Raw genomic sequence first — 25,214 nt, 5'->3', positions numbered from 1 at the left:
ACCTCGCTAAAATAGTGAATACTTAACCTATTTAATATCTATACCATATTTATAGATTGAAAATAACCCAATCGCCCGCATTAGCGGGCGATTGGGTCCTGTTTATTTTATTTTTTTGCGAGTTTTTGCTTATTCTCTTCATATTTTGTTTGCTGGAAGGCTTGCACTTTAGCCAGACCCAGATCCTCTTGCTTCTTGATGTAATCTGTCCAGATGGAATCAAATTCAGCATCGGATGGAGCCATCAAAAGCTTCGGTAACGTTTTGCTGCGCAAATCTTTAATTTTAGATAAGATGACGCCCTCAGGGGAGCTTGCCAACGGATCGATTTGATCAAACTCGGAGATACTTTTTGTTTTTCCGCGAGTCCAGTCTTCAAGCTGTTTGAAAGGCTCTACAGCTGTAGGTGTCCATTGCGCTGTAATATTGGTATTCATCAGCATCCAGAACGTAAAGGAAGAACCATATTGCTTGTCGAATGCCGAACGGTCTTTATTCATCAGATCAAAGACTTCTGGTTTAAATTGGTCTTTGCCGTCAATGGTATCATAGCTGACGCCTTTTTCTCCAAGATAGAGATCTTTATTACCTTCTTCACTGTTCAGGTAACTAAGGAATTTAATAGCGCGTGCTTTGTCTTTAACATCTTTGGAGATCAGCGTTACTGTCCATCCGGAAATGGCAGGGCCGTTCAGAGTAGGTGCATCTAGGTTGGTATTAGCCGGTCCGTCAACAGCGATATAAATTTTGTTCGGGTCTTGCTGGTACAGAGTTCCCAATTGGGCTGCAAAGTCAGTGCGTTGGTACAGCATCGCGAAGTAACGGCCTTGAGCGATTTTTTCTTCCATTTGAGGACGTTTGTCAATAAAGATATCTTTAGAAAGCAAGCCGTCTTGGTTCGCTTGACGCAAAGTTTTCATCCAGCGGATATATTCAGGGTCAGTCTCACGATTGTATAACTTGCCGTCTTTTTCTCTTGGAATAGCTAAGAAGTTCTGAATGTATTGTTCCAGAGAATCGTTACCAGTTGCGGTAAATTCGTGCAGACCGAGCGGAATTATCGGTTGACCATCGATTGCAGGGAATTTCTCTTTAGCGGCCTTCAGCGCTGCCACGAATCCTTCCGGTGTGCGCATATCAGGACTGCCAATCGCTTCATAAATATCTTTGCGGACTACGAAGGTTTGGTTGGATACATAAGTGTCGCCATATTTCTCGTAATCTTTAGGTGAGGAAGAAGCATTCGGATAACCGTATACATTGCCATCAGCTTGTGTGTACCATCCCAGTTTGTCAGGGTCGGATACTTTGAAGAAGTAAGGATCATATTCTTCTGCCAGTTTGTTAAGAGGAAGCACGAGATTACCTTCAATCATTTTCTTAACTGCATCTTCATACCATCCCAGTGTAATGAAGTCCGGCAGTTTACCGGAAGCAATCAGTGTGTTCAGCTTTTCATTTTCATTACCGGCTGGAACGATAAAGTTAATGTCAACACCGGTTTTTTTAGTGATATATTGGGAAGTTGGATCCACACCCCATTTATTAGGGAACCAGGCAAAGTTCAGGTACCAGTCAAACGTAATTGGTGATGTGTCGGATTTCCAACCCGGCTCATCAGCGGATAGTGCTGTAGCTTCTGGCGCTGTTGTAGCTGTTGCCTCTGCTGTGTTGCCTTCAGTCTTGTTTGCGGTATTACCTTTGTTTGCGGCATTGCCATTGTTGCCGGAACAGCCCGCTACGGACAGAACCATGATTGTTGCCATAAGCAGCAGCATTATTTTCTTTGGCTTTCTTTTCATGTCCATGCTTGTTTACCCCTTTTCTTAGATTGATTAATAATTATAATTTGCAACTCCAAGACTGCGGGAGCAGTCTGGAGGAGACACCACTAGTTCGGGTGAAGTGCGACCGGCACTTAGCCCTTGATGGAGCCAATCATCATCCCTTTGACGAAATAACGTTGCAGGAAAGGGTAAGCAAAGACGATCGGAAGTGTTGTAACAACCATGGTAGCCAGCTTGATGGACTGCGAGGTCACCGTCCTAGTCACGGCGCTTCCCTGGACGGCAGTCATCATCAGATTCGAGCTGGACTGGGCAACAACCCGGTACAGGAAGGTTTGAATCGGTTGCATGTTTTCATTGTTCATATAAATCATTCCGGTAAAATAATCATTCCATTGATAAACGCCATGGAACAGCGCAATGGTAGCCAGTACGGGCAAGGATACCGGTAGGACAACCCGCAGGAAGATGGACCAGTCATTAGCTCCGTCAATACGCGCCGCTTCCTCGAGACCATCAGGAATATCCCGGAAGAAGGTCATGAAGATGATTAGATCGAAGAAGCTGAACATGACCGGAATAATATAGACCAGGAAATTTTCTAGCAGATGAAGATCTCTGATGAGTAGGTACGTCGGAATAAGTCCGCCTGCGAAGATCATGGTTATCGTGCCTAACAGGATGTAGAATTTGCCCCCAATCAGTTCCCTGCGGGAAAACGCATAAGCAACCATCGCCGTAAAGAACACATGCAGACCTACGCCAAGAAGTGTTTTGGCTACGGTAAGCCACATCGCCCTCATAATACCCGGGCTAGCGAATACGGCACTAAAGTTCTCCAATGAAAACTTGCGCGGAAACCAGTAAATCCCACCCAGCATAGCATCTTTCCCGTCATTAAAAGCATTAACCAGCACGTACCAGATCGGATACAGCGTAACGAAGCAAATACAAAGCATTCCAATATTGTTGACTATATCAAAGACGACTTCGCCCTTGGTTCTGCGATTCAGTGTAATCATGTACAGGTCCTCCTTGGCCTAAAACAACGAGGTGTCGTTGAGTTTTTTGGATACTTGGTTGGCAATTAGCAGCAGAATGAGCGAGATAACCGATTTGAACATCCCAATTGCAGTTGAATACGAGAAGCGGGCCGAAAGCAGACCGGTATAGTAAACATAATAGTCAATCACATTGCTCGCGCTGTCATTCAGCGAATTGCGCAGTACCAGAATCTGATCAAAATTGGAGTTCAGTACACCGCTAACCGCCAGAATAAACAAGATGCTGATCGTTCCTTTAATGGTCGGTACGGTAACATACCACATTTTCTGGAATCTTCCGGCACCATCGATGGTGGCCGCTTCATACATTTCGGGAGATATGCTGGTAATGGCAGCCAGATAGATGATCGCTGACCAGCCCAACTCCTTCCATAAATCCGAGGTAATAATAATAGTCCAAAAATATTTTGGTTCAGCCAGGAACGAAATTGGCTGGTCGATCACATGCAGCGCCATCAGAATATTGTTGATGATGCCTATATCTGCCAGCCAAGTGGCAAGAATCCCGCCAAGGACGACCCAAGACAGGAAGTGGGGCAGATACGATATCGTCTGAATACTCTTCTTAAAGCGAACGGATCGGATTTCATTCAGAAAGAGAGCGAATATGATCGGCAACGGAAAGATCAACAGTTTGATTAAGCTGATGCCCAGCGTATTCTTCATTACATACACAAAATTATCGTCCGCCAGGAACTCTTTGAAATTCGCGAGACCGACCCAAGGGGCTTCTGAGATTGGCTTGACGATGTTGTACTCCTTGAAGGCGATAATAATGCCATACATCGGAATGTAGTTAAAAATAATCATCCATACTACACCGAGCAGTGCCATTGTCTGCAAATGTCGTTGGGTAATGAACTTCTTCCAAAGCGGGGTACGATTTACTTTACCGGTTTCGAAATTGCCCGAAAATTGAGGCTTCATCGCTGGGCTTAATTCCCCATTTGTTTTTTTCTCCATCATATGGACCTCCAGAATCTCTATATCCGCTCTTGTATAAAGCGTTTACAATATCTATGTATTCATTGTATTTGCTTTTGCCTGTCTCCATAAGGTATTGAATTTCGGATTATAGGTTCCATTTTTCGGGTTCAAGCTAAAACGCTTTCGCCATCCTTTAAGGACGGTAAGCGTTTATCCTTATATTTGGAGAAAAAAATAAAGGGAGGGCCTAGGCCCTCCCTTATTTTCTATGCCATTATTGCTCGAATTTGCTTGATCTCTCCACGCCGCAGAGCCTCTGCCTCATCGCCACGAACGAGTGCTCCTGAAATTTCGGTCACTGTTCCATCGTGATAGACGAGCGTCATGCTCTGAATAACAACCTTCTTCTCACCAAATGTATTCTCACATTGTGGGTTCGAATAAGTTACTTCCGTGCCACCTAGAAATGTGAAAGAGAGATTGCCTTGTTCATCAAATAGCCAGCCTGGTAGAACCGGATCCAAAGATAATGTAAGCTGTCCATCTTCTACTCTGAAAACATGGCTTCCGGCCATCATCGTTCTCCACATACTCAAGAATTCAGCAGTCGACCCACTTAATCTTGCAACGAACCCTCTACCATGATTGTTCGGATCAGGATTACCTCCGGTAGCGATAAAGGATGAATTTTCAAGCGTGCTGCGTCCATAGACAGCCGGATCTAGGAACGGAACTAGCGAGGTCTTCAGTTCTCCGTAGAACTCCTCATAAAGCCCGCCCTTCAACAGCTCAAGTAAATATTTATAGGACATATGCAGGAAGTTGGACTCCCGCTCTAACCAGCCTGGCGTAAAGGCTCTCATTCGTCCGATCTCATGAGACTCACCCTCTAGACTAACCGAAGTTTGATACATAGACGTAGTCGGATCATATAACTCTGTTTGCTTAATCAAATTATAGATTTCTTTGGCTTGCACCGGATCTTTCAGCGTCTTCAACAGGCGAGTAGGCCCCTCAAGGAAGTATGGCAATGCATAGACCTCAAACTCCTCTACCACAGCTTTTGGCAGGCCGTATCCGCTAAGTACTGGTTGACCTTCAGCATCTGTTACCTGCTGGAATTTCTTCGCCTCAAAGCGGAAATAGGTTGGGGTAAGTCCGTTACCAAGTTCTACTGCCTTGTTGATTCCCTCGTCGATTTTGACCAAGAACTTGGAGAGGGCCTCACGAATGTATTCTAAGGTTACTTCAGACTCAGTTCCAGTAATACCGAAACGGATACGTGCTCTATAAGCCTCACGCGCCGAAGCTACAGTATCCCAATAATTAAATTGTTCCAAATCTCCCGACAGAACCGCCGTGACCGCATGATATACCTCTTCAAGCAACTGGGCAATTTCTTCTGGCAGGTCTACAGCTCCTTGGACGCTTTCTTTGCTGTTCAGAGCATCTAACAAAAAGACTACGGTACGTTTCAGCTCAAAAGTCTCACTCATTCCGGAGCCGAACAATCCAGGCAGTCCATTCATAGCATCGTTCCAGCCCGGCTTATTGCCTTCCATTTCTACACCCATACCATAAGGATCAAGCGTAGCAAATTTATTCAAGGCAAGAGACAACATCTTCACGAACAGATTGGTGTGGTAAATGGCGCCGTGACCGCCTTCAGTACGCAGCCAATGGGTATCTCCAGCTTTCCATTTCAGCTTGTGCAGCTTCTCCTCATCCTCAAGGAGTGCACCATATTGCCGGGCCTTTCCGTCACTGATTACATATTTCTCACTACGTGGCAGCACATACGCTGGGCTGTCATAGAACGCATAGGTGTTATCCCCAAATAGAAGCTCCTGCTTTTTGTCAGGGAAGATATCCAAGTAACCTACTACCAGATCCATATTATATGTCCAGTGATCCGACCAGAAGCCTTCGCCAAAGGCTGCCTCAATGTTTTGCTGTGACAGGGCAAGTAATCCCGACAAAAATTGTTGTTCGCTTACCTTCAAGGCAACGTTATGATCCGCAATATAGTTCACTAAGCTACCTGGTGTGAACCGAGTGCTACACAGCTTTACAAGCTCAGCTTGATGATCTGCCGCAGCTTTTCCAATCCACTCCGCAGCTTGTGCCTTACTATCCGGTTTCACTTCAAAGGTTGTTCCTTGCACGCTCAGTGGATTGTAACCATCCGCCTGAATCAAGCTATAGAACATTTTGATGTTAAAGCTACCCACCTTCGGATTAAAAAACACATCATTCCGACGATTCTGATTCATATCACGGAAGTTTCCGTTCCCCTGTGAATAATATTCTGGGGCGAGTGAGAAGAAATTGTAGTCACGCTCCAAGTCACCGTGCTTACGCGAGTATAAGTGAACTACAAAGCCATCACCACCATTGTCAAAGACAAAAGGATAGCCTCCACGCAGGAAGTTATCGAGATAGGATTGACGGCAATACGCATCAAACACAGCCGATGAAGTGTGAGTAGCAATATCTTCCGTTAATTCCTCCGTCAGACCTGCGGCCTCTTGAGATTTAGACAGGATATATTCATCGCGGCATAACTGCTCCGCCTTCTTATTGATTTTGTCGATGTCATTTACATGTCCAACCAGTGTATTCAGGATCAGATTGCTACCTGGTGCTAAACGTCTTGCCACTCCGCTAAAACCGCACGGAACCTTGTTGACGGGGTATTGTGGAAGCTCGCCCAGTTCGGCAAGGGTTAATCCCGCAAAGCGGTCCGGGTACGTAAGCGAGGTATTGCCACCAAAGACTAGCTCGAAATCGACGATTGGCGAGACTTTTTCTCCTTCTCCAGTGAACGACAGGTAGAAATGGCCATTGGTAATTTCGCTAACCTGTGCATCATCATTGGTACTGGAACGCAGCTTATAGAACGGAATACCATTCTCTAAGTTGTATACGTCCATCCAGCTGCGCAGCAGATTCCCTATTTCCTTGTATCCACTGTTTTCTACGCCGTAAGGCAAGATTTCAGGCAAACCATCCATCAGCTCCAGCTCGATCTCTTTACCGCCGATGTTCTCAATCTCTACCCGACGTACCAATGCTGCATAATCGTCATTAGGCAAATTAAAATAGTGTACGGTCGTCTTCAGACCATGTCCGGCATGGCTTTCTTCAATAGTAAGCCCATTAGGCAAAATGGTCATGAGGCGCTTTGCAGCAGGATCTGGACGTGCAGATTGAAACGGTTCATAAATCTCTTGCTCACCTTTAATTTTGATAAAGGTTCTGAAACCGGTCGTCCCTACGTTCTTATAAGAGATATTTGCAGGAGAGAATTCCATGATCGGCGAATTCTTATCGCGTACCCCGAAGCTGCAAATGGCCTGACCCCGATTCACATAAAAAGTCCACATCGGAATTCCCTTCAGTCCGGCAAGACCCGGTAAGAAACTGGAAAAAGGCTTTCCTTCATCAAATTGCTCCATTACAAATGTACCTGATTCGAAATAATAGTTGCTCATATTTATGTCCTCCTAAGTTGTAGATTATTTATGAAATCAAATGCGTTACGATGGAATGAGGCGATAGCTCGCAGCTTGCAATCTCTTCGCCTAGACCTAGCGTTACATTGTGCTCTTCTTCACTTTCATTCATCAGTACGACAGCTATACTACCGTCAGGATTACGGAATGCTGTGGTTAAGATACCTTCCGCTTCAGATGTAAATCCGATCCGTACTGCACCTGGCGCAATGAATTTACTGAAATGCCCAATGTAATAATAGGAGCTGTTATAGTGCACTTCATCCGTTGTAGTATCTGCAATAATCGGCGCATCGCAGAGATTGCCTACATGGTTAGGACCTCCAGTCTCATCCAGTACCAGGTTCCAATCCAGGTATCCTTCTGTCCACGCATTGAGATCTCCAATCATGTTTCTGCCGTAACGTTCGCCTGTAAACCATTCTCCCAGCTTAACGCCGCCCTCTTGGCAGCCCTCTGTGAACAACAAATGCTTGTCAGGAAATAAATCATGTACCTTTTCTACTTTGTCGAACTCCTCGCCTCCGTACCAGTGAATACCTGTACCCCACACATACTTTGCAGCTTCAGGATCAGATAATACTGCCGAAGCACGCTCGACCATAATATCGCGGTTATGATCCCAGATTACAATGTTCACATCTGAATGGCCGGTCTGATGCATCACCGGTCCAAGATAATTTTTAACAAAATCCCGTTCCTCTTCCGCACTATAAATACATGAATCCCAGACCTGAACGGCAGCCGGCTCATTTTGCACGGAAACTGCCCAAATCGGTACTCCCTCTTTTCCATAAGCTTCAATGTATTTCGTATAGTAGCGCGCCCAAACTTCTGCGTATTCCGGCTTCAGTGATCCACCGTTATTCATTTCTCCATTTGTTTTCATCCATGCCGGAGGGCTCCAAGGAGAAGCCAGCATCGTGAATGCACCGCCTCTTACTTCCATGGCATCTTTTATCAGCGGAAGTACCCACTTATGGTCATGTGAGATATCAAAAGTAGCTAGCTCTGTGTCATGATCAGCAACATAAGTATAATTACCGAGGGCAAAATCACAGCTGTGTATATGAACACGCCCCATGCTATAGCCTAATCCCTCTACTGGATGGAAGTACCGATGAATAACCTCTGCTCGTTTCTCGGAGCTCAGACGTGACAACGTATAAGCAGCAGCTTCAGTGAAAGCGCCACCAAATCCAATCATCTTTTGAAACTCCTGCTCTGGCTTAATCTCCACATCGGCAGACCCAGATCCTACTCTTGCGCTAAAAACAATTGCATCTTTTGGAGTTAAGCGTTCCCCTGTATCTTTTGCAGTTACCACAGTTTGAACTTTTGCCATTTCATCCAGCTCCTTTGAATTGTTTTCTTACCAAAGCACTAGTCTTTACTGGATCATCTTCCGATGTTATAGATTCGGAGCAATGAGCCATCAAATCGCAATCGAAACCGGTTTCGTTTGTTTCGAAAAAAAATGATCTTCCAAATCAATTGAAAGAGCATTTATAACAATGGGTCTATTATAGCTCCATCTCACTACATAAGATGTGCCAAATACCACTATCTCATCTCATAAGAACAATTGAAAGCTATACTGTCTTTTACTTTAGCAGGACTCTTTTCAGTTCGTCAAGATTTATCAGACTACTTTCCGCTAATCGGAGGTGCACAGGATTCCCGTTCAACCACTTCCACCGGAACTAAAATCGCTTCCTTATCTAATACTTTACCTTCAATTGAGGTTAAAAGAATGTCCGCCGCTTGGCTTCCAAGAAGCTCCGTATCCTGACGCACCGTTGTCAATGCAGGTGTAACGTACTCGGCAAGATCGATGTCATCGTAACCCATAACTGAAATATCCATCGGTACGGAAAGTCCACTATCTTTAGCGGCCATAATAGCCCCTAAGGCTAGTAAGTCACCGGAAGCAAAGACGGCGGTTGGACGTTCAGGGAGCTTAAGAAGCTCCAGCATCGCGTTATATCCGCTTTCCCGAGAATAAAAGGCTCCGTTTACCACATAGGACTTAGGTACTTTAAACCCTCGCTGCTTCATAGCGGTCTTGTAACCCAACTCCCGCATTTTACCTGGAAATGTGTTCATGCCGCCGGATATATGGGCAATCTTGCGATGCCCCAAAGAGGCTAGATACTCCACTGCCAGCTGGGCTCCAGAAGTATTATCTGAGCATACCGTATGCGTCTCAGAAGTCTCGAAATCCATAATAACGGTAGGAATATCACTCTCAAGCAGTTCACGGAAATACGGATCCTCATAATCGGACAAGAAGACAACAACGCCGTCTACGCCACGAATCCTGCAATTCTCTAAATAACCGCTTTGCTTACCACCGACATCTTTGGAGATAAACATGAGGGCATAACCCTTTTCAACAGCAACCTTCTTAAAGCTTTCGATCACAGCGCTGAAAAAAGGATGGCGAATACCAAATCCCGTATTCTCTACGAACAGCACGCCAATGGTCCACGATTTCTTAGTGGTCAATGTACGGGCATGTGAATTTGGCAAATACCCCATTTCTTGGGCAACCCGGAATATTTCCTGACGAGTTTTCTCACGTACATCGGAATAATTATTAAACGCCTTAGAAACCGTTGTTGGAGAGTAACCGGTTCTTTTGGCAATATCGTATATCGTTGTCAAATCGGCTCGCTCCTTGCCCTGACAAATGAAATGCCTTTTGTTCACTGCAATTTTAACGTCTTTCCGTACCGCCGTCCAGCGAAAAGTAACTTTGTACAGAGGGGAGTAGTGTAACGGTCTGAATCAACAGCCCCAGACTCATATAGATCAGATGTATAATTGCAACACTATTCAGCATGTACGTCTGCACCGTTATCCAAATGATTTGCCCAAACCCGATATACAGAGACAAAGCCCAGAAGCTATATAATTTCTTGAACGGATTTAATCGTTCCACCAAGTGCCACTGAGGTCTCTTGATCAGACCATAAACAACGAGGAGGGGCAGTAATCCAAATACGATAAATAGCAGAATACCCGGGAATAAAAAATCAGAGAATGGCGATCTTTCCAGCATAGAAGTCGGCATTTTCATTAGATCCCCGCTTGGATCTATTACAAGAGCACCGCCCCCTCCTAACGCTCCAACCCCCAAAAAAATAAGAAGAATATACAGCCATGTTACTGTACCCGGCCTTCCCTTCGTTAATTCCATTTCACTTCCCCATTTCCAAATAAGAATTAGAGCAACCCTATCTAGATAACGAATCTGCCCTTTTTTCTATTTTACAAGTTTTCCCTGTTTATCACCGAGATGCATATCACAAATTTGGCTGTGTTTATGGTTTTTTTACGTACGATGTGAACAGCAGCGCTTTACGTTATACTAAGTTTAGAAGCTAACATTTCAATTAACGGAACTCATAAATGAACATCATTGAATCCAAAGCATAAACAATTTCTACGTCCTTATAAGCGAGAAACCCAAGACATAAAGTATGGTGTGGAACTTATAGTTTATATTTCAAAAACAAGGAGACAGGACATGCGTACACATGCGCTGCACCTAACATACCTATGAACGATACCGACCTTCTATCTACCAAGCAGTGTGCTTATTGCCACAAGCTAAAGCCGCTCACGGAATTTCGCAGACGTACAGGCAAACGTTCCAAGGGGCAGTCACGCCGTGGTGCCTGCCGTGAATGTCGCAAACAACGGGAAACACTAAATATAAAACTCACAGCAAACCCCTTACTGGTGAAGCTTGATACGATTCAAACCCATCAGCACACTCTATTGGAGCGTCCCAAAGAGGGAAAGCCGTCTTCCGCTGCTGCTTCTTCAGGACAATCTAATCCGAACCGATGCGTACGAGGTTTGGAACAGCGAAGAAAAAGGCCGCATGCTCAAGGCACAAAGCTAAATCCCGAAGATCCAACCCAATTGATTCCTTCTACCAAAGGGATGATTCTAATGCGCGGTCATAGCGACAAGGGACGGCGTTGGCATCAGGAGATTGATCTAGCGCTTGCAATTACCCTGGTCAGGGAACATGCCGCTATCGTTGTAAACCGTCGAACGATTCGACGATTGTATAGTAATAAGGATTTTCGCGCTTATATACTAGCCAGAGACAATTACACCTGCTACTTCTGCGGCGCTTATGGGGACACCATTGATCATTTACTACCTCGTGCTAAAGGGGGTCATACAACCCCAAATAATTGCGTCTGCGCTTGCACGTTATGTAATCAGACTAAAGCTGATAAATCTGTTGAGGATTTTATGGGCCGAATATAACAACTTAAATCAAAAAGCCCTAATCTCGTAGGTTGTTCTGTTTCCGTGAACAGAATAACCTACGAGATTAGGGTCGCTTTTTAATGTGGAGAAGTGTAGTTTATTTAGTTGCCTGTAATATTCTTAACTCGTCCTACCTGTCCGCTAGTCAATCTGACCTTAATGCCATGCGGATGCCGAGGCGAGTTCGTGAGAATATCTTTCACCGTACCGTGTGTTAGCTTGCCTGTAGGCTGATCCTGTTTAAGTACAATATCCACTTCAAGCCCAGGACGAATATCCGCTCTTACTTGTCCGTTCATGATGTAATCCCCTTTCATGGGTTATAATGTTGTCAACTACAATAGATAAGGATGAGACGTTATGGCCTTCGGCATCAATAGAGAAGAATTATCCCGGTGGAAAAAAGCGGTCTCCGCAGGAGAGATCGCCTTCTTGACTCATTATTGGCTGGATCCACGCTTTCCCGGCATCACTACTGTCACCAAGGTGGGCTGTAGTGATCTTACCACACTGAAACACTGGTGCGAGGAGAACGGATTGCCTGCCCAATATATTCATAATCGTTCATCGTTTCCCCACTTTGACCTCATTGGACCTAGGCAGGCAGAAATCCTTCGACAAGAAGGTCAATGGGATCAGCTGGAACGTTTCAAACTGCTCTAAATACAAATTGTGATTTGAGACGTATTAATTACTTCTTTTTGCGTAAATCCTGCATGATTTTACGGCCGGTAGGTGTCTGTGCTAAACCGCCCCCTGCAGTCTCGCGGTGTTTCTCTGGCATAGCTGAGCCTACCTCGAGCATGACCTTGATAACTTCATCAGAAGGAATCACACTACGAACACCAGCCAGTGCCATATCTGCGGCGGCAAGTGCAGTAACTGCACCGAATCCGTTTCTAACAATACAAGGAATCTCAACAAGTCCGCCAACCGGATCACAAATCAGGCCTAAAGTGTTCTTAAGTGCTAACCCGACAGCATGCACTGCTTGTGCAGGCGTTCCGCCGCGTAGCTCGGTTAACGCGCCTGCTGCCATCCCAATGGCAGAACCTACCTCAGCTTGACAGCCGCCTTCCGCACCCGATACAAAGGAGTTATTGGCGATGACATAACCGATGGCCCCGGCTGCGAACAATCCGGATACCATGTAGTCATCATCCCAGCCAAACCGTTCCTGACAGCTGAGAAATACACCCGGAATAATCCCGCATGAACCAGCAGTAGGCGTCGCAATGATCCGGCCCATAGAAGCATTCACTTCGGATACAGCCAGCGCGTAAGCCATAGCTTGACCTGCAGGTCCACCTAGGCATGGCTCATCAGCCGCGTTGTATGCTCCTACACGCTGGGCATCCATGCCTGTAAGGCCGCTGCGCGAAGTTGTATCTTCATGCATCCCGCGATGAACAGCCTCTTTCATCACGCCATAATATTCACGCATCGTGGAAAATTCATGATCACTGGAACGTCCAGATTCCGCGCTTTGCTCTTCGAGCATAAGTGCTCCAATCGTGAGACCACGTTCCTCACACAATACAGCCAGCTCGCTAAGTGTTTGAAAATTCATGTTAAACTTTCCTTCCCCTTCTCATCTTGCTTACCTTCGTTTAAATTAACCAGCTTCACGGATTTCACAGCAGTGAGCGCTTTAAGCGCTTCAAGAAGCTCCGGTGTAGCCGCTTCATCCAGCTCCAGCACCGTTAAGGCTGCACCACTACGATTCTTACGATCGAGAGACATATGCCCTATATTAAACTGTCCGTTACGCATCACTTCCGTAACACTTGCCAGAACACCTAAATAATCCATATGATTAATCAGAACCGTCGGATAGATCCCCGTAAGCTTCACTCCAAAACCGTCGATATCAACAATCTCGATGTTTCCGCCACCAATAGATGTCCCTGTTAGTGTCAGTTCGCTTCCTGTTTCTTGTCCGATGAGATGCAGCTTAACGGTGTTCGGATGTGGGAACAGACCTGTTCCTTGCTTAAAAGAAACTTCCATCCCGGCTTCGACCGCCAGTTCTAGGGAATCTGGAAGCCGATGATCGTCGGTAGTGAAATCAAGTAACCCTCCAACAATCGCCCGATCTGTGCCATGTCCCTGATAAGTTGCTGCAAAAGAACCGAAAAACGTTACTTCAGCCACACGCGGTACTTCACCCAACACCTGCCTTGCAGCCCTCCCGATCCGTGCCGCCCCAGCGGTATGTGAGCTTGAAGGACCGACCATCGCCGGACCAATAATTGAAAATACATCCTTAAAACGCATAAAAGACCTCCTGCCTGCAAGAATAGGCAATTATCGTACTCCTATATAGTATACTGCACTAGCAGTCGGAGTTCACCGTGACATTTGCTGTGATATCCAAATGCCTGACTTTGCGTATTCAAAGGCTAGTATTTCTATTTCATGTCCTGAGTATCACAAGATATCCTGGGAGCACAGCATAATTCCAACTCTATACTGCCAGCCCATCCCTTCCCAGAACCCTCTTCCATGTTCATTGGTTTCAATAACCATCAGGTGGCACTTGGCAATACCGGCTGCGCGGAGATTCTCAAGACAAGATCATACTTGTTCCCTCGCTTGAACAGAATGGCATAAAGCATGAAGAGCGCTCCGAGGAAGCTTTTCCAGCTCCAGCAGCGCTTCGTAAGGATCGCCCTCTAATCCCATAGCTTTCGCAAAGGCAGGCTCTGTCTTCCATCCGCTTGATTTTAAAAGAATGATCCGTTCGCGAAAATCATCATCCATCTGAGCTAAAATTTCAGCTTCAACGATCATATGCAAATAACCATTCTGGAGCTCCGTTCGCCTCGGCTGCCCAAACAGTTCGATAGGCCAGCCCTTTACCATAAAGTTAATTTTCGTTCGAGGAATCCCTTGAACCACTCGTGATTCGCTAACAAACCCCTCCATGGCTCCAAAATATCGAACAACTAGCGCCTTAAACTTCATAGGATCATAAACCTCACAAATGATATCCAAATCGCTGCCCTCCACTTGAATTCCAAGCGGTATTGTCCCAACCAACAAAGGGGTGTAGTCTGTTAGCAAATTCATAATCTCCAGCTCTGTAAGAAGGTTATAGACCTCTTTCTGAACCACGGTTCCATGAATCAAATAATCGACATTTCGCCAATCATTCATTTTGGACAAGCGCCTCCTCCGACTCGGGTTTATAAACGCATATGTATGTATTGATGACAGCGCACGCTTTTCTGGGCGCATGCATAGAAATATACGGAAGGTAGAACGCAAGGAGGTTATTTCAAAAAAATGAATCCCATCTACCCCTATTATGGGGAGCGGACAGTATGTAAAGAGCAGCCTATTGCTTTTCCTCCACAGCATCAAGATCGTCAGCCGGGCCTGGAGAGTCTGATGAATCCTCGCCCCATCAGTGAAAACCCGGAAATTTTCGGCAGTGGAAAACTGAAGGGAAAGGTTGCACTCATCACCGGAGGCGACAGCGGAATTGGTAAAGCCGCAGCCATTGCTTTTGCAAAAGAAGGTGCAGACATTGCTATAGCTTATTTATACGAAGCATCAGATGCGGAAGTCACTCAAAAGCGGATCGAAGAATTAGGGCAACGCTGTCTAAGGATTGAAGTTGATTTACGCCATAAGGAGAATTGCTTCAGGGCTGTGGAGCATACGATTCGCACCTTCGGCAAGCTGGACATTCTGGTCAATAATCACGGGGTCCAATATCCACAAAGAAGTATTTTGAATATCACAGAAGAGCAATTGTACCAGACGTTCCAGACGAATATCTTTCCATTCTTTTACCTCGCTCAGGCTGCACTTCCACATCTTAAAAAAGGTGCATCCATCATTAATACCGCTTCCATTACTGCCTATCAAGGAAATAAGGAGCTCATAGATTATTCCTCCACCAAAGGGGCGGTGGTCTCTTTTACCCGCTCTTTAGCCTTATCTCTCGTAGACACTGGCGTCCGTGTCAACAGTGTAGCTCCCGGTCCGGTATGGACCCCACTGATTCCCTCAAGCTACTCTGCAGAGGAAGTTAGTATCTTTGGTACAGATACACCCTTTAAACGTGCTGCACAGCCTTATGAGCTAGCAGGAGCATATCTCTTTTTAGCGGGCCCTGATTCTTCATATGTTACCGGGACATGTATACATGTCAACGGTGGAGATATGGTCACCAGCTGATACACAACTCACCACGAGAGGAATGTATACCTATGAATAAGATGCCCGATTATGATATTCCTTCTGTCCGTTTAACAAGTGGCATGTATGCCTTAACAAAATTAGCCTGCGCAGGGCTAACATACGTCCTTATCTCCTTACTTATGCTTGGGTTTCCACAACATAACGGCATACCAGAGGGTTGGCCACTTTCGATCCCCTATGCGATTTACGCTTATGGACTGCCAGCCGCACTAGTAGCCGATGTTCTGCTGCGCCTCCTGCGTACCACATCCCACATCGTTTCCCTTGTTGTATACGTAGCCGCAGGTTTCGGTGCAGGTCTATGGCTGGCAGCAGAACAAGGTTCAGAGCTACTGCTGTGGGGCCTGGCTGGAATTTTGGGACTGCTGCTGCTGCGAGTGACGCAACTGGGTGTAGAGCGTTCCCCTCTACTACTGCCTGTGTTTGCACTATTTCTACCGCTGCTCTGCTTGCTGCTGTTATAAGCTGCACTCAGAGTGCTTCTATGATATCACCGGCAATAATAGCCGCTGGATTATTCCGCTGACGGGCGGCTCTCTCCCCTGCTAATCCGTGTAGATATACACCAAAAGCTGCTGCCTGCGCCTCATTCAGTCCCTGAGCCAGCAGGCTGGAAATGATGCCCGTTAGCACATCACCGGCTCCACCAGTACCCATGCCGGGATGGCCTGTGGTGTTTACATAAGCTTGCCCTTCAGGCGTTGCTATAACCGTATGCGCTCCTTTTAATACAAGGGTAACCCCATGCTCTTTCGCATATCCCATAGCCAGACTGATGCGGTCCCGTTGCACCTCAGCTGTTGTTATACTAGCAAGACGGGCCATCTCACCTGGATGAGGCGTCAGAATCACCGGATGGCGTCTACTTGCCCAGCTCTTGTAATCAGCTTCAGCTAATATATTTAAAGCATCCGCATCGATCACCAGAGGACAATCCGTCTCTTCCCAGAGATTGCGAAGCCATTCTGTATCAGCCTCGAACCGACCAAGACCGGGACCAATGGCAAGAACATCTCGCTCTTTACTTAGCCTCAGCAGCTCTGAAACGCTCCCTGCTTGCCAGGTTCCATCTTCATTGCCCCCAACATCGGCTAACATGAGCTCAGGGGCAGAACCGATGATACAGGGCAGCAGCTTCTGAGGAAGCGCCCATGTCACTAATCCGCAGCCTGCCCGGAGCGCAGCACGGGCAGAGAGCAGTCCGGCGCCGCTCATTCTTAAGGTGCCGGCTGCAAGAAGGACATGCCCATAAGTACCCTTATGGCCTTCAGGCGAACGCCGGCGGGCCAGATCCACGCCCAGATGGGCATGCAGCACTTCCGGTGTCAGCAGGTGAACCTGCACACCGCTTTCAGGGGCCAAAGAAGACGGAATGCCGATGGCCCGGACCTTCACATGCCCCGCTGCGCCTGCACCGGGGTATTGCAGGAGGCCTCGCTTGAGAAACGCGAGGCAAACCGTCACCGACGCATGAATGCAAGGCTCATGCGTCTCACCGGTGTCCGCGTTCAGACCACTCGGGATGTCCGCGGACACGATCACTTTGCCGCTGCTATTCGCTGCGGCAATCAGCTCCGCATAGGCACCGCGAGGGGCTCCCGCGGCGCCAGTGCCGAGCAGCGCATCCAAGATGCCGCTGCACTCGGCAAGGTCCAGCCGATCCCTGCCGTATACCACGGCAGGAAGGCCCATGGCTGCAGCCGCATCGCGCTGCAGGGCGGCCTCGCCGGAGAGCGACTCCGGCGGCACCGCATAAACGAGCGTGACGGCGATGCCGGTCTCGCGAAGATACCGTGCGGCGGCGAGGCCATCGCCGCCGTTGTTGCCTTTGCCGACGAGGATAAACCATCGCTCGGCGGCGGCATTGTCCAAGGTCAGCGCATGATCTGCGCTGACCTGAAATGCATCCTTCCCGGCGTCTTCCCATCCGGCTGCATTTCTGCAGCCCTCTCCACCTCTCCGCCGGCACAGCGCAACGATCTCCTCTGCGATCACTCTTCCCGCATTCTCCATCAGCGCAATAGCTGGAATCCCCAGCCGCTGGATTGTTTCTCCGTCCAGCCGCCGCATTTGCTCAGCAGTTACCAGATACATGGTTCGGCCCCTTTCCGCTACACTTCAATCCACAACTAGCTTGATATCAATAAGCTACAGTAAATCTCGTCCGGCTAAAATTCCCTTCCTCCAGCTCGTCCACCATAGCTACAGCAAAATCTTCTACACTGATTATACTTTCGCCATTCTCATCAAAAACAAGACGGTCGAGTCCAATGCGAAATTGACCTGTACGTCGACCGGAATGGACTACCGCAGCAGGACTGGCATACGTATAATCCAGTTCTGTGTTTTTGTAAATTTCATAAGCTTCCGCATGTGCCTCTGCCAGTGGTCTAATCTGAGCAGGGAAATCTGCCGTATCCATCAACAGCTCTCCTGATTCAGTCTTCAAACTCCCTGCACCACCCACAACTAGCAGTCGATTGAGCCCAGCTTCTTGCATCCCCTCAACAATCGCCTTAGCCGCTGTTAGCAAATCCTTCTCTTGTCCGAGTACTGGACCGTATGCACTGATTACCTCTTCATGACCACGGACTGCAGCTGCGACTGAAGCAGGATCTAGAACATCTACAGTCGTGATGTGCAGACGTTCATGTTCAAGGGTTACTGATTCTGGAGTCCGTACCGCAGCTGTTACCTCATGTTTTCTTTTTAAAGCCTCCTGTACTATCGCCTTTCCAATCGTTCCTGATGCACCCAATACTACAACATCCATCTGTTTTTTCCTCACTTTTTCCGGGTAAGGCCAGCGTGCGGCCTTCCTGCTTATTTATATTTTTCAATACTCATCTCAATAGCCTTTCCCTTACAACCTTTAATCATCTATTTATCCCCTGCGGTCCATTTGAAATCAAATCGCATCCGTTAACTTCCAAACGAAAAACCCCTTCACCAATACAAGGGGCACTCTCTACTAAGTAGCATGTCCTCACATTAAGGACGTAAAAACATTCCCTGAGAACGTGGCATGACCGATTCAAAGCCATATTGTGCATACAATTTAGAGGCTTCCCCATCCGCGATTAGACTGACATAAGCCTTGTCCGGTACAGTATGAAGAAAATCCCTGATTTCCCCCATGATCAATTTTCCTAAACCGCGACCCTGATAAGAAGGCTTCACTGCGATATCCGTAACCTGAAAAAAGCATCCCCCATCGCCAATCACCCTGCCCATCCCGACCAAGGTATCTTCCTCATACAAGGTTACTGCAAAAATAGAACGAGGCAGCCCTATCGCAGCCCCTTCTTCACTCATTGCACTCAGTCCAGCCTCTTTTCTCAGTGCTAAATACTGTTCCACTGAAGGACATTCATGACGTATATCCAGCTTTCCTGTTGTCCCCATACCTTTCTCCTCCTAGCATCCTACAATAAAATAGAATTAGCGCCGTTCAGCATTGCTGTTCCAACTATATACGACTCAATGGTGCACAGGCAAGACTTGCCTCCGTCGAATATACAATAGCCGCCTGGCACATAGGCTAGGCGGCTTTTTTTTATCAACGATTTTCATTATTATGAAGTATTATCTTCTTATTAAATAGGCGATTACTCCCAATAATCTGGTTAACTGATCTGGTATATCGTTTTACTACCACAAGAACAAGTCGTTCCCCTTTAACTTAAAAATAGCTTCCATAAAATAATAATCGCCATAAATGATTGAAACATGAATGTCTTTATGATGATACGCTGCTGAACCGCCCATTAAAAGATGATCGGAATCGGTCGTCCAGTCGCATCGAGCAGCGTCCACTGTTTTCAGGAGCTTCAGCGCGGCGTTCAGGTAGACCTCCTTTTCGTGCTCGCCAACAACTTGGGCGATCTCGATCAGTCCGCAAGCTGCGATCACCGCTGCCGTAGTATCTTCGTAAGCGGGCTCCTTCGGTTGCCGGAAATCGATTGGAATAACCCCGTTATCCGGAATATTTGCCATAAAATAATACGCCACCCGTTTGGCCGCCTGCAAATACTCCGGCTTTCCCGTATGCGTATAACTGATCATAAAGCCGTATAAAGCCCAGGTCTGCCCACGTGTCCAGGACGAGCCATCCTCGTAGCCTTGGCCGCCGTAAGTTCGGACCACACCTCCATGGAACGGATCGAACTCCACGATATGATTCACGGAACCGTCCGGCCTGATAAAAGCTTCTAGAGCAGTGTCCGCATGCCTCATTGCTATTTGCGCATATCGCGGATCTTTAGTCTCTTCGCTCGCCCAATAGAGAAGCGGTAGATTCATCATGCAGTCCACGATCGCCCACCCTCTTGTATCTTCGCTGGCCGTATCATCGTTCCAAGCGCGGATAAATCCGCCTGCCAGATTAAATCGTCCAGCAAGTAAGTTGGCGGCGTGTATTGCCCTCTTACGAGATTCCGGATTTCCGGTAACTTTATAATTGGCCAAGCTCGTAGGCAACCACATAAATCCGACATCATGATGCAGACCGTAGAATTGATGGAAGCAGGCATCCAAAGCATCCTCCGTAAAATTGGCGATTTCCTTGTACTTCTGAGCGCCGGTTTCATGGTACATGAGCCACATCATACCGCCCCAAAATCCATTCGTCCACCAGTTGATATCTTTTTCGATCTGATTGTCGTGCGTGCCATTTCTTGTCGTGTATGGAATTTTGTTTCTTGATCGTTCACATACGACGTCCATTTTGTCCGTTAGTTTAGCTATGACATTATCTACCCAAATTTGATCATCAGCCTGAAGGTTCAACAATCTGCTCACTCCTATTTTTTAACTTTCTAAGGGTCACCCCTTTTCAAGCCCGTTTGCTTATGTGCATATCTCTTTCGTTTATCGAAACCAAGTACTGATCTCCAAGCTCGAAGCTAAATACACCTTCCTCTTCTTCAATAATCTGAACGGCAGGCTGTTGCCCCCCTTGAAAAGGAATAAGCACGGTCAAGAAAGTCATAGTACCGCTGTAGCTATCCTGAAAGCGGACCCTTGTCGAAGGCCTTGAGATATCGGTCTCATCGGACAGCCTTCCCTCCAGAAGATCCAATTTCCCCGTATGGCTTGTCGCAATCGCCAGATTTGCAATATCGCTAGTCCCAATCACGCCGCCTAGGCTCTCTTTCACCTCGACAAAATCCAGATGGAAATAACGCTGAACGCTACGATCATTTAGTCCTTCTACCCGATCTGCAATAACAATGAACCGATTATCGACTAGTGAAATATGCCGATGATGGACAACCGGATCATAGTTTGTATGGCTGGCGCTGGCGAGCTGATAGAAGCCTCTATCCTCTACATTGTAGATTCCACCAGGCTTTTGTGGCCCAAATGTAAAGGAATTAATATACTCGAAATGATCTCGCTCATCGATCAGCAGCGTAGAGTGATAATTCGAGCTCTTAAACTGCTTACGGTCCTCATCATTCCGATAACAAAAAAATCCGGGATCGCAAATCATGTCTTTTCCGAGCGCCGTAAAATCAAAGCTCATCAGATCGATATGGGCATGGGCATTCTGAATCGGGCTTTTACATGTAAACAAAAAACTGAGAGCCTTCGAATCCCAGCCACTGCGGATAATCGCTTGATCCAGCGTACGATTCCAGAATGTCGTGGGCTTATCCAATACAAACTCTCTATCCTGCAAGGAATGCAGCTCCTCCACAAATTGGCGGACATCGAGCGCTCTCCATACATGCTTACTAGCTTCCCTTACAACTTCGTGTACATCAATCAAATTCGTTGCAAGACCTAGCCAGGAGCTATCATTCAAGGCATAATACCCATAAACGCCAGACATTACCGCAAGCGGATTTGCAAAAGAGTCTCCGACAGGTACACATTTCCCGGTTGGTCTTAACGAGTAGATCGAGTAATCCAAATTCTTTCTGAACCGTTCCATGTACTCCGCAGAGAAATCAAAATCGAAACGTTTAGCCAGAACGACAGCCAGCCCGAACCAGAACATGCAGCCATTATGATACGATGGACAGCCTTCAATTTGACCGCCATCCTCTGTCAGTTGCGCCATGCTGCACTTTTCGATGCCCTCGATCGCAAAAGCCTTCCATTCCTCAGCTTCATTCAGCTCGGGAAAGTAAAGAGCAGTCGTCAGAAGGCCCAAACATTCCATTAAATAATGGTTATGATCCGCTTTAGGCCACAACTGAGGCGACACGTTACGCAAAGCTTTTACTTGCTTATAAATGACTGTTAAATACTTCTCCAAAATTTCTTCCGTGAACAACTCCGAAGGGCCTAGATGCTCCAGAACAAGCGGCCAAATTTTGTAGCCCCGGATACCAATCTCCAAAACCCTCAGCGGATGGCATTCCGTAAAATAGCCAATCGGCTTAGCCAGTAAGTCCTCAGGAATAGTGACCGTTTCGATCCAGTCCAGCATTTCATCGATGACCTTGAGTCCGTATTTCGCGTCCTTGGTGAGCGAGTAGGCTTCCAGTAAATCCTGCCAATGCGTCATGCGATTCAGCTGCCATAAATATTCATTGTCATTATGTCTGCGCTCTAGCCAGCTAGGCGGATTCCCGACAAACTCTCTGACTCCCCCTGTACCAGGAAGCATGATCATTCCTTGATAGACGAATTCGGCATTCGCAATCGTCTCGCGCACGTGATCAGGCATATGTGCTGCGATATAGGCGGCTTTCTCGTCCATCGGCTCAAGCCGTGAGCGCAAGTTAGCTAACAGCTCCGTCGTAGTCATCGGCTCTTTCAGCAATGATTGCAGATTCATTTATTCATCTCCATTATGTTATTTTGAATTCGAAATGCCCCCTCCGAAATCATCAAGACTCCGGAAGGAGCGATTCCAGCTATTTCATGTAACGGTCGTATGCACCTTGCTCCAGAGCAAGCAAATCCTTGATGCCCAAGCTTTCCAGCTCTTTAATATACTTGCTAAATGTCTCATCGTTTACTGGTTCCACGCCGAGCACCCAACGCTGCAGCTTTTCTTCCACATAAGTCAGTACGCCCGCATTTAACTCCTCAAATTTGCTCCGTTCATCATCTGTATAAGAAATCGGCGGATAAGCCTTCATAATATAGCCATTGTCAATGTATTCCTTGATGCCTTTCAACGCAGTTGCGTTTGTCCATTGTTCTTCGTAAGCGTAGTCTTGATGGAAGGCGAGCTCGATCTGGGCTCCCTCTTCCTGAAGCTGTTGAATGACTGTCTTTTCTTTATTTTTCAATAATGAATCTTTAAACTTCGGTTTGCCGTCCACGAGGTCGTAGTCCTTACCTTCGATGCCAAAGTTCATCAGTCTCCGGCCCTCTTCGGAAAACCAGAAATCCATATATTTGATCGCTTCTACGGGATGCTTGGTAGTCGACGAGATTCCCCATCCGCTTGCATGCGTCCCCTTGCGGGAACTTTCTTCGATTACTTTGCCTTCAGTGTTCGCTGGAGGCGTCATCGGAACAAAAGAGAAGCCTGGAATCTCAGTCGCAAGAATGTCATTGAAGTTAGCTGTGCTGGCGAACCAGTCGTGCGTCATGCCGCCGACATTGTCTCCGAGCAAAATGTTACGCGCCTTCTCTCCGCGGGTGAAAATTTCTTTATCGATTAAGCCTTCCTTATACCACTTCGCAATATTTTCGATGGCAGTCTTATAACCCGGCTCATACATGCCGTACTTGACGACACCGTTATCCGCGTAAAATCCGCGTTTGGCCGCATCGGCCCCGCCTTGCACGCCCCACTGAATCAGTAGATCGTAAATTCCATCCAGCTTGGACCGGCTGAAGTATGGGATTTCATCGTTTACTCCATTACCGTTCGGATCTTTTTCTTTGAAGGCTTTCAAGAGCGCATACAGCTCATCTACAGTTTTCGGCTGCTCTAGTCCCAATTTATCCAGCCAATCCTGACGTACAAACCAGCCCCTTGCAGCCGGTCCATCTGGCGTAAAGTTAAGGAAATACGTTTTGCCGTTATAGGCTTTCATATATTTAGCTGCATCTGGATGTTCGGAAAAGAACTTTTTAATGTTCGGGGCATATTTTTCAATCAGGTCATCTAGCTCAAGAAAGGCCCCTTCAATCCCAAGGCTGTCATACTGCTCCTTAATTTGATGATGGACCAGATCCGGAATTTTTCCGGAAGCCATCATTGTATTGAACAGTTCTTTACTATTCGTCGAGGCCTTAGATGCAGTACCCTTTAGCTTAATATTGGTCATGGCTTCCGCTTCTTTGAAGACGGGCCAGTTATCGTCGAATATAAACTTATCTGAGTAGTGCATATGGAGCGTCAGTTCAACCGGCTCTTTAGAGATTAAGTTCCCGGATAGTTGTTCTGTATCCGACCCTTTTGAATCATTCGCTGAACTTCCACTATTTTGCGGAGCGTTATTGTTACTACAGCCTGCCAGCAGCATACCGACTGACATCATGATTATTGCAGATGATTTCATCCATTTTTTGTTACCCATATTCATGACCTCCCAATATTGGTTTCTTGATTTCATAGTAAAAGGATTGAAGTAGCCATTAGCCTTTGACGGAACCGATCATGGCGCCTTTGACGAAATATTTCTGAATGAAGGGATAAGCTGCAACAATCGGTATAATGGAGACGATAATAGTTGCATAAATGATCGTTTCCTTAGAATATACCGCCATATTCCCCATTTCGTCGCTCACGTACATTTCTACGATGAGTTTCTTTAGCAAGACTTGTAGCGGTACCTTACTCTCGTCGCTTAGTAGGATCATCGTCCAGAAATAGCCGTTCCAGCGGTGCACCGCATAGAATAATCCGATCGTTACAAGAGAGGCTTTGGACAGCGGCAGATACACCTTCCATAAAATCGTCAGATCATTTGCTCCGTCAACCTTTGCCGCTTCCTCGAGTTCCTCCGGAATACTCTGGAAGAACGTTCTCATGAGGAAGACATAGAAGGTCGTAATCGCGAAACCGATAATGATCGTAAACCTGTTGTCAAGCATGTTCAAATCTCTGAAATTGAGATACATCGGAATCATGCCCGGTTGGAACCACATTGTCAGCGCGATAAAGAAGCTGATGGCCGTACGCCCCATAACCCGTTTCTTGGACAGGGCATAGGCCCCGCAAATGGTGAGAATTAAATTGACGATTACGCCGAATATCGTGTAATAAAACGTGTTAAAATAGGCAATCCAAATCCCCTTTTCCGATAATACCTTTGCATAGGAGTCAAAGTTAATATCGCGCGGCAGCAAGATCACCTTGCCGGTAACGACCGCATCAGAGGAGCTGATGGATGCGGATAAGACATAGACAAACGGATATAATGCAAGCAAAGCGATTATTCCAAGAAATACACAGTTAAAGATATAGAACAGCTTTTCGCCTCTGGTTTTTTTCATCTTCC

22 protein-coding genes are annotated in these 25,214 nt (G+C 46.7%); 4 read left to right on the top strand and 18 right to left on the bottom strand.

Going from position 1 to position 25,214, the window contains the following annotated elements; genetic code table 11:
• Positions 1 to 107 precede the first annotated feature (107 nt).
• From ACQKMP_RS19515 to ACQKMP_RS19485, 7 genes are all read right to left on the bottom strand, one after another.
• On the bottom strand, positions 108 to 1,808 hold the full coding sequence (locus ACQKMP_RS19515; RefSeq protein ID WP_042184452.1) for an extracellular solute-binding protein: 1,701 nt from the start codon (positions 1,806 to 1,808) through the stop codon (positions 108 to 110).
• Between the two features lie 110 nt (positions 1,809 to 1,918).
• The gene (locus ACQKMP_RS19510) at positions 1,919 to 2,809 is read right to left on the bottom strand and encodes a carbohydrate ABC transporter permease (RefSeq protein WP_042184450.1); all 891 of its coding nucleotides are present in this window, start codon (positions 2,807 to 2,809) and stop codon (positions 1,919 to 1,921) included.
• An 18-nt stretch (positions 2,810 to 2,827) separates the two neighbouring features.
• Entirely contained in the window at positions 2,828 to 3,814 is a 987-nt protein-coding gene (locus ACQKMP_RS19505) for an ABC transporter permease (protein ID WP_081382970.1), read from the bottom strand.
• A gap of 230 nt (positions 3,815 to 4,044) precedes the next feature.
• Complete coding sequence (locus ACQKMP_RS19500) at positions 4,045 to 7,272, bottom strand: hypothetical protein (protein WP_042184448.1); 3,228 nt, start codon at positions 7,270 to 7,272, stop codon at positions 4,045 to 4,047.
• Between the two features lie 28 nt (positions 7,273 to 7,300).
• Positions 7,301 to 8,638 (bottom strand): glycoside hydrolase family 30 protein, encoded by a 1,338-nt coding sequence (locus ACQKMP_RS19495; RefSeq protein ID WP_042184446.1) that lies wholly within the window; start codon positions 8,636 to 8,638, stop codon positions 7,301 to 7,303.
• A gap of 302 nt (positions 8,639 to 8,940) precedes the next feature.
• Positions 8,941 to 9,960 carry a LacI family DNA-binding transcriptional regulator gene (locus tag ACQKMP_RS19490; protein ID WP_042184444.1) on the bottom strand — a complete coding sequence of 340 codons (1,020 nt, stop codon included), beginning with the start codon at positions 9,958 to 9,960 and terminating at the stop codon, positions 8,941 to 8,943.
• 52 nt (positions 9,961 to 10,012) lie between these two features.
• Entirely contained in the window at positions 10,013 to 10,495 is a 483-nt protein-coding gene (locus ACQKMP_RS19485; RefSeq protein WP_042184442.1) for a hypothetical protein, read from the bottom strand.
• A 362-nt stretch (positions 10,496 to 10,857) separates the two neighbouring features.
• Here ACQKMP_RS19485 and ACQKMP_RS19480 point away from each other — a divergent pair, with 362 nt between their 5' ends.
• Positions 10,858 to 11,583, top strand: a complete 726-nt coding sequence (locus tag ACQKMP_RS19480; protein ID WP_042184440.1) for an HNH endonuclease — start codon at positions 10,858 to 10,860, stop codon at positions 11,581 to 11,583.
• A gap of 104 nt (positions 11,584 to 11,687) precedes the next feature.
• Here the strand turns inward: ACQKMP_RS19480 and ACQKMP_RS19475 are convergent, their stop codons facing one another.
• Complete coding sequence (locus ACQKMP_RS19475) at positions 11,688 to 11,885, bottom strand: YwbE family protein (protein ID WP_042184438.1); 198 nt, start codon at positions 11,883 to 11,885, stop codon at positions 11,688 to 11,690.
• A 61-nt stretch (positions 11,886 to 11,946) separates the two neighbouring features.
• Between ACQKMP_RS19475 and ACQKMP_RS19470 the strand changes: the two genes are divergently transcribed.
• The gene (locus tag ACQKMP_RS19470; protein WP_042184436.1) at positions 11,947 to 12,249 is read left to right on the top strand and encodes a hypothetical protein; all 303 of its coding nucleotides are present in this window, start codon (positions 11,947 to 11,949) and stop codon (positions 12,247 to 12,249) included.
• A gap of 28 nt (positions 12,250 to 12,277) precedes the next feature.
• Here the strand turns inward: ACQKMP_RS19470 and sdaAA are convergent, their stop codons facing one another.
• From sdaAA to ACQKMP_RS19455, 3 genes are all read right to left on the bottom strand, one after another.
• Positions 12,278 to 13,156, bottom strand: coding sequence for an L-serine ammonia-lyase, iron-sulfur-dependent, subunit alpha (gene sdaAA / locus ACQKMP_RS19465; RefSeq protein ID WP_042184434.1), 879 nt, complete (start codon positions 13,154 to 13,156; stop codon positions 12,278 to 12,280).
• Positions 13,153 to 13,863 (bottom strand): L-serine ammonia-lyase, iron-sulfur-dependent subunit beta, encoded by a 711-nt coding sequence (gene sdaAB, locus ACQKMP_RS19460; protein WP_042184432.1) that lies wholly within the window; start codon positions 13,861 to 13,863, stop codon positions 13,153 to 13,155. The genes sdaAA and sdaAB overlap by 4 nt, the downstream gene beginning before the upstream one ends.
• Before the next feature lie 300 nt (positions 13,864 to 14,163).
• Positions 14,164 to 14,745 (bottom strand): DUF4269 domain-containing protein, encoded by a 582-nt coding sequence (locus tag ACQKMP_RS19455; protein WP_042184430.1) that lies wholly within the window; start codon positions 14,743 to 14,745, stop codon positions 14,164 to 14,166.
• A gap of 129 nt (positions 14,746 to 14,874) precedes the next feature.
• Here ACQKMP_RS19455 and ACQKMP_RS19450 point away from each other — a divergent pair, with 129 nt between their 5' ends.
• Both ACQKMP_RS19450 and ACQKMP_RS19445 read left to right on the top strand, forming a co-directional pair.
• Complete coding sequence (locus tag ACQKMP_RS19450; RefSeq protein WP_042184427.1) at positions 14,875 to 15,774, top strand: SDR family oxidoreductase; 900 nt, start codon at positions 14,875 to 14,877, stop codon at positions 15,772 to 15,774.
• A 32-nt stretch (positions 15,775 to 15,806) separates the two neighbouring features.
• Complete coding sequence (locus ACQKMP_RS19445; RefSeq protein ID WP_052404132.1) at positions 15,807 to 16,262, top strand: hypothetical protein; 456 nt, start codon at positions 15,807 to 15,809, stop codon at positions 16,260 to 16,262.
• 7 nt (positions 16,263 to 16,269) lie between these two features.
• On the opposite strand, the gene ACQKMP_RS19440 is transcribed toward ACQKMP_RS19445, so the two are convergent.
• From ACQKMP_RS19440 to ACQKMP_RS19410, 7 genes are all read right to left on the bottom strand, one after another.
• Positions 16,270 to 17,892, bottom strand: a complete 1,623-nt coding sequence (locus ACQKMP_RS19440) for a bifunctional ADP-dependent NAD(P)H-hydrate dehydratase/NAD(P)H-hydrate epimerase (RefSeq protein ID WP_042184424.1) — start codon at positions 17,890 to 17,892, stop codon at positions 16,270 to 16,272.
• Between the two features lie 46 nt (positions 17,893 to 17,938).
• On the bottom strand, positions 17,939 to 18,571 hold the full coding sequence (locus ACQKMP_RS19435) for an NAD(P)-dependent oxidoreductase (RefSeq protein WP_042184423.1): 633 nt from the start codon (positions 18,569 to 18,571) through the stop codon (positions 17,939 to 17,941).
• Positions 18,572 to 18,789: 218 nt separating this feature from the next.
• On the bottom strand, positions 18,790 to 19,203 hold the full coding sequence (locus tag ACQKMP_RS19430; RefSeq protein ID WP_339268423.1) for a GNAT family N-acetyltransferase: 414 nt from the start codon (positions 19,201 to 19,203) through the stop codon (positions 18,790 to 18,792).
• Between the two features lie 246 nt (positions 19,204 to 19,449).
• Positions 19,450 to 20,523: a glycoside hydrolase family 88 protein gene (locus ACQKMP_RS19425; RefSeq protein ID WP_427470680.1), complete on the bottom strand. Its 1,074-nt coding sequence runs from the start codon at positions 20,521 to 20,523 to the stop codon at positions 19,450 to 19,452.
• Positions 20,524 to 20,632: 109 nt separating this feature from the next.
• Positions 20,633 to 22,588, bottom strand: coding sequence for an alginate lyase family protein (locus ACQKMP_RS19420; RefSeq protein ID WP_427470517.1), 1,956 nt, complete (start codon positions 22,586 to 22,588; stop codon positions 20,633 to 20,635).
• 79 nt (positions 22,589 to 22,667) lie between these two features.
• Positions 22,668 to 24,290 (bottom strand): extracellular solute-binding protein, encoded by a 1,623-nt coding sequence (locus ACQKMP_RS19415; RefSeq protein ID WP_427470515.1) that lies wholly within the window; start codon positions 24,288 to 24,290, stop codon positions 22,668 to 22,670.
• Between the two features lie 58 nt (positions 24,291 to 24,348).
• A complete protein-coding gene (locus ACQKMP_RS19410; RefSeq protein WP_427470513.1) occupies positions 24,349 to 25,209 on the bottom strand; it encodes a carbohydrate ABC transporter permease in 861 nt (286 codons plus the stop codon).
• Between the last annotated feature and the right edge of the window lie 5 nt (positions 25,210 to 25,214).

The sequence above is a fragment of the Paenibacillus sp. NPDC101420 genome (assembly GCF_050277435.1).
In the GTDB taxonomy this organism is placed as follows: Bacteria; Bacillota; Bacilli; order Paenibacillales; family Paenibacillaceae; genus Paenibacillus_AQ.
This window is presented reverse-complemented; position numbering and strand designations above follow the sequence as displayed.

Excerpts from the sequence above, each read along its gene's own strand:
- ACQKMP_RS19515 (WP_042184452.1), bottom strand. The coding sequence starts at position 1,808 with ATGGACATGAAAAGAAAGCCAAAGAAAATAATGCTGCTGCTTATGGCA.
- ACQKMP_RS19510 (WP_042184450.1), bottom strand. The coding sequence starts at position 2,809 with ATGATTACACTGAATCGCAGAACCAAGGGCGAAGTCGTCTTTGATATA.
- ACQKMP_RS19505 (WP_081382970.1), bottom strand. The coding sequence starts at position 3,814 with ATGGAGAAAAAAACAAATGGGGAATTAAGCCCAGCGATGAAGCCTCAA.
- ACQKMP_RS19500 (WP_042184448.1), bottom strand. The coding sequence starts at position 7,272 with ATGAGCAACTATTATTTCGAATCAGGTACATTTGTAATGGAGCAATTT.
- ACQKMP_RS19495 (WP_042184446.1), bottom strand. The coding sequence starts at position 8,638 with ATGGCAAAAGTTCAAACTGTGGTAACTGCAAAAGATACAGGGGAACGC.
- ACQKMP_RS19485 (WP_042184442.1), bottom strand. The coding sequence starts at position 10,495 with ATGGAATTAACGAAGGGAAGGCCGGGTACAGTAACATGGCTGTATATT.
- ACQKMP_RS19480 (WP_042184440.1), top strand. The coding sequence starts at position 10,858 with ATGAACGATACCGACCTTCTATCTACCAAGCAGTGTGCTTATTGCCAC.
- ACQKMP_RS19475 (WP_042184438.1), bottom strand. The coding sequence starts at position 11,885 with ATGAACGGACAAGTAAGAGCGGATATTCGTCCTGGGCTTGAAGTGGAT.
- ACQKMP_RS19470 (WP_042184436.1), top strand. The coding sequence starts at position 11,947 with ATGGCCTTCGGCATCAATAGAGAAGAATTATCCCGGTGGAAAAAAGCG.
- sdaAA (WP_042184434.1), bottom strand. The coding sequence starts at position 13,156 with ATGAATTTTCAAACACTTAGCGAGCTGGCTGTATTGTGTGAGGAACGT.
- sdaAB (WP_042184432.1), bottom strand. The coding sequence starts at position 13,863 with ATGCGTTTTAAGGATGTATTTTCAATTATTGGTCCGGCGATGGTCGGT.
- ACQKMP_RS19455 (WP_042184430.1), bottom strand. The coding sequence starts at position 14,745 with ATGAATGATTGGCGAAATGTCGATTATTTGATTCATGGAACCGTGGTT.
- ACQKMP_RS19450 (WP_042184427.1), top strand. The coding sequence starts at position 14,875 with ATGAATCCCATCTACCCCTATTATGGGGAGCGGACAGTATGTAAAGAG.
- ACQKMP_RS19445 (WP_052404132.1), top strand. The coding sequence starts at position 15,807 with ATGAATAAGATGCCCGATTATGATATTCCTTCTGTCCGTTTAACAAGT.
- ACQKMP_RS19440 (WP_042184424.1), bottom strand. The coding sequence starts at position 17,892 with ATGTATCTGGTAACTGCTGAGCAAATGCGGCGGCTGGACGGAGAAACA.
- ACQKMP_RS19435 (WP_042184423.1), bottom strand. The coding sequence starts at position 18,571 with ATGGATGTTGTAGTATTGGGTGCATCAGGAACGATTGGAAAGGCGATA.
- ACQKMP_RS19430 (WP_339268423.1), bottom strand. The coding sequence starts at position 19,203 with ATGGGGACAACAGGAAAGCTGGATATACGTCATGAATGTCCTTCAGTG.
- ACQKMP_RS19425 (WP_427470680.1), bottom strand. The coding sequence starts at position 20,523 with ATGGACGTCGTATGTGAACGATCAAGAAACAAAATTCCATACACGACA.
- ACQKMP_RS19420 (WP_427470517.1), bottom strand. The coding sequence starts at position 22,588 with ATGAATCTGCAATCATTGCTGAAAGAGCCGATGACTACGACGGAGCTG.
- ACQKMP_RS19415 (WP_427470515.1), bottom strand. The coding sequence starts at position 24,290 with ATGGGTAACAAAAAATGGATGAAATCATCTGCAATAATCATGATGTCA.
- ACQKMP_RS19410 (WP_427470513.1), bottom strand. The coding sequence starts at position 25,209 with ATGAAAAAAACCAGAGGCGAAAAGCTGTTCTATATCTTTAACTGTGTA.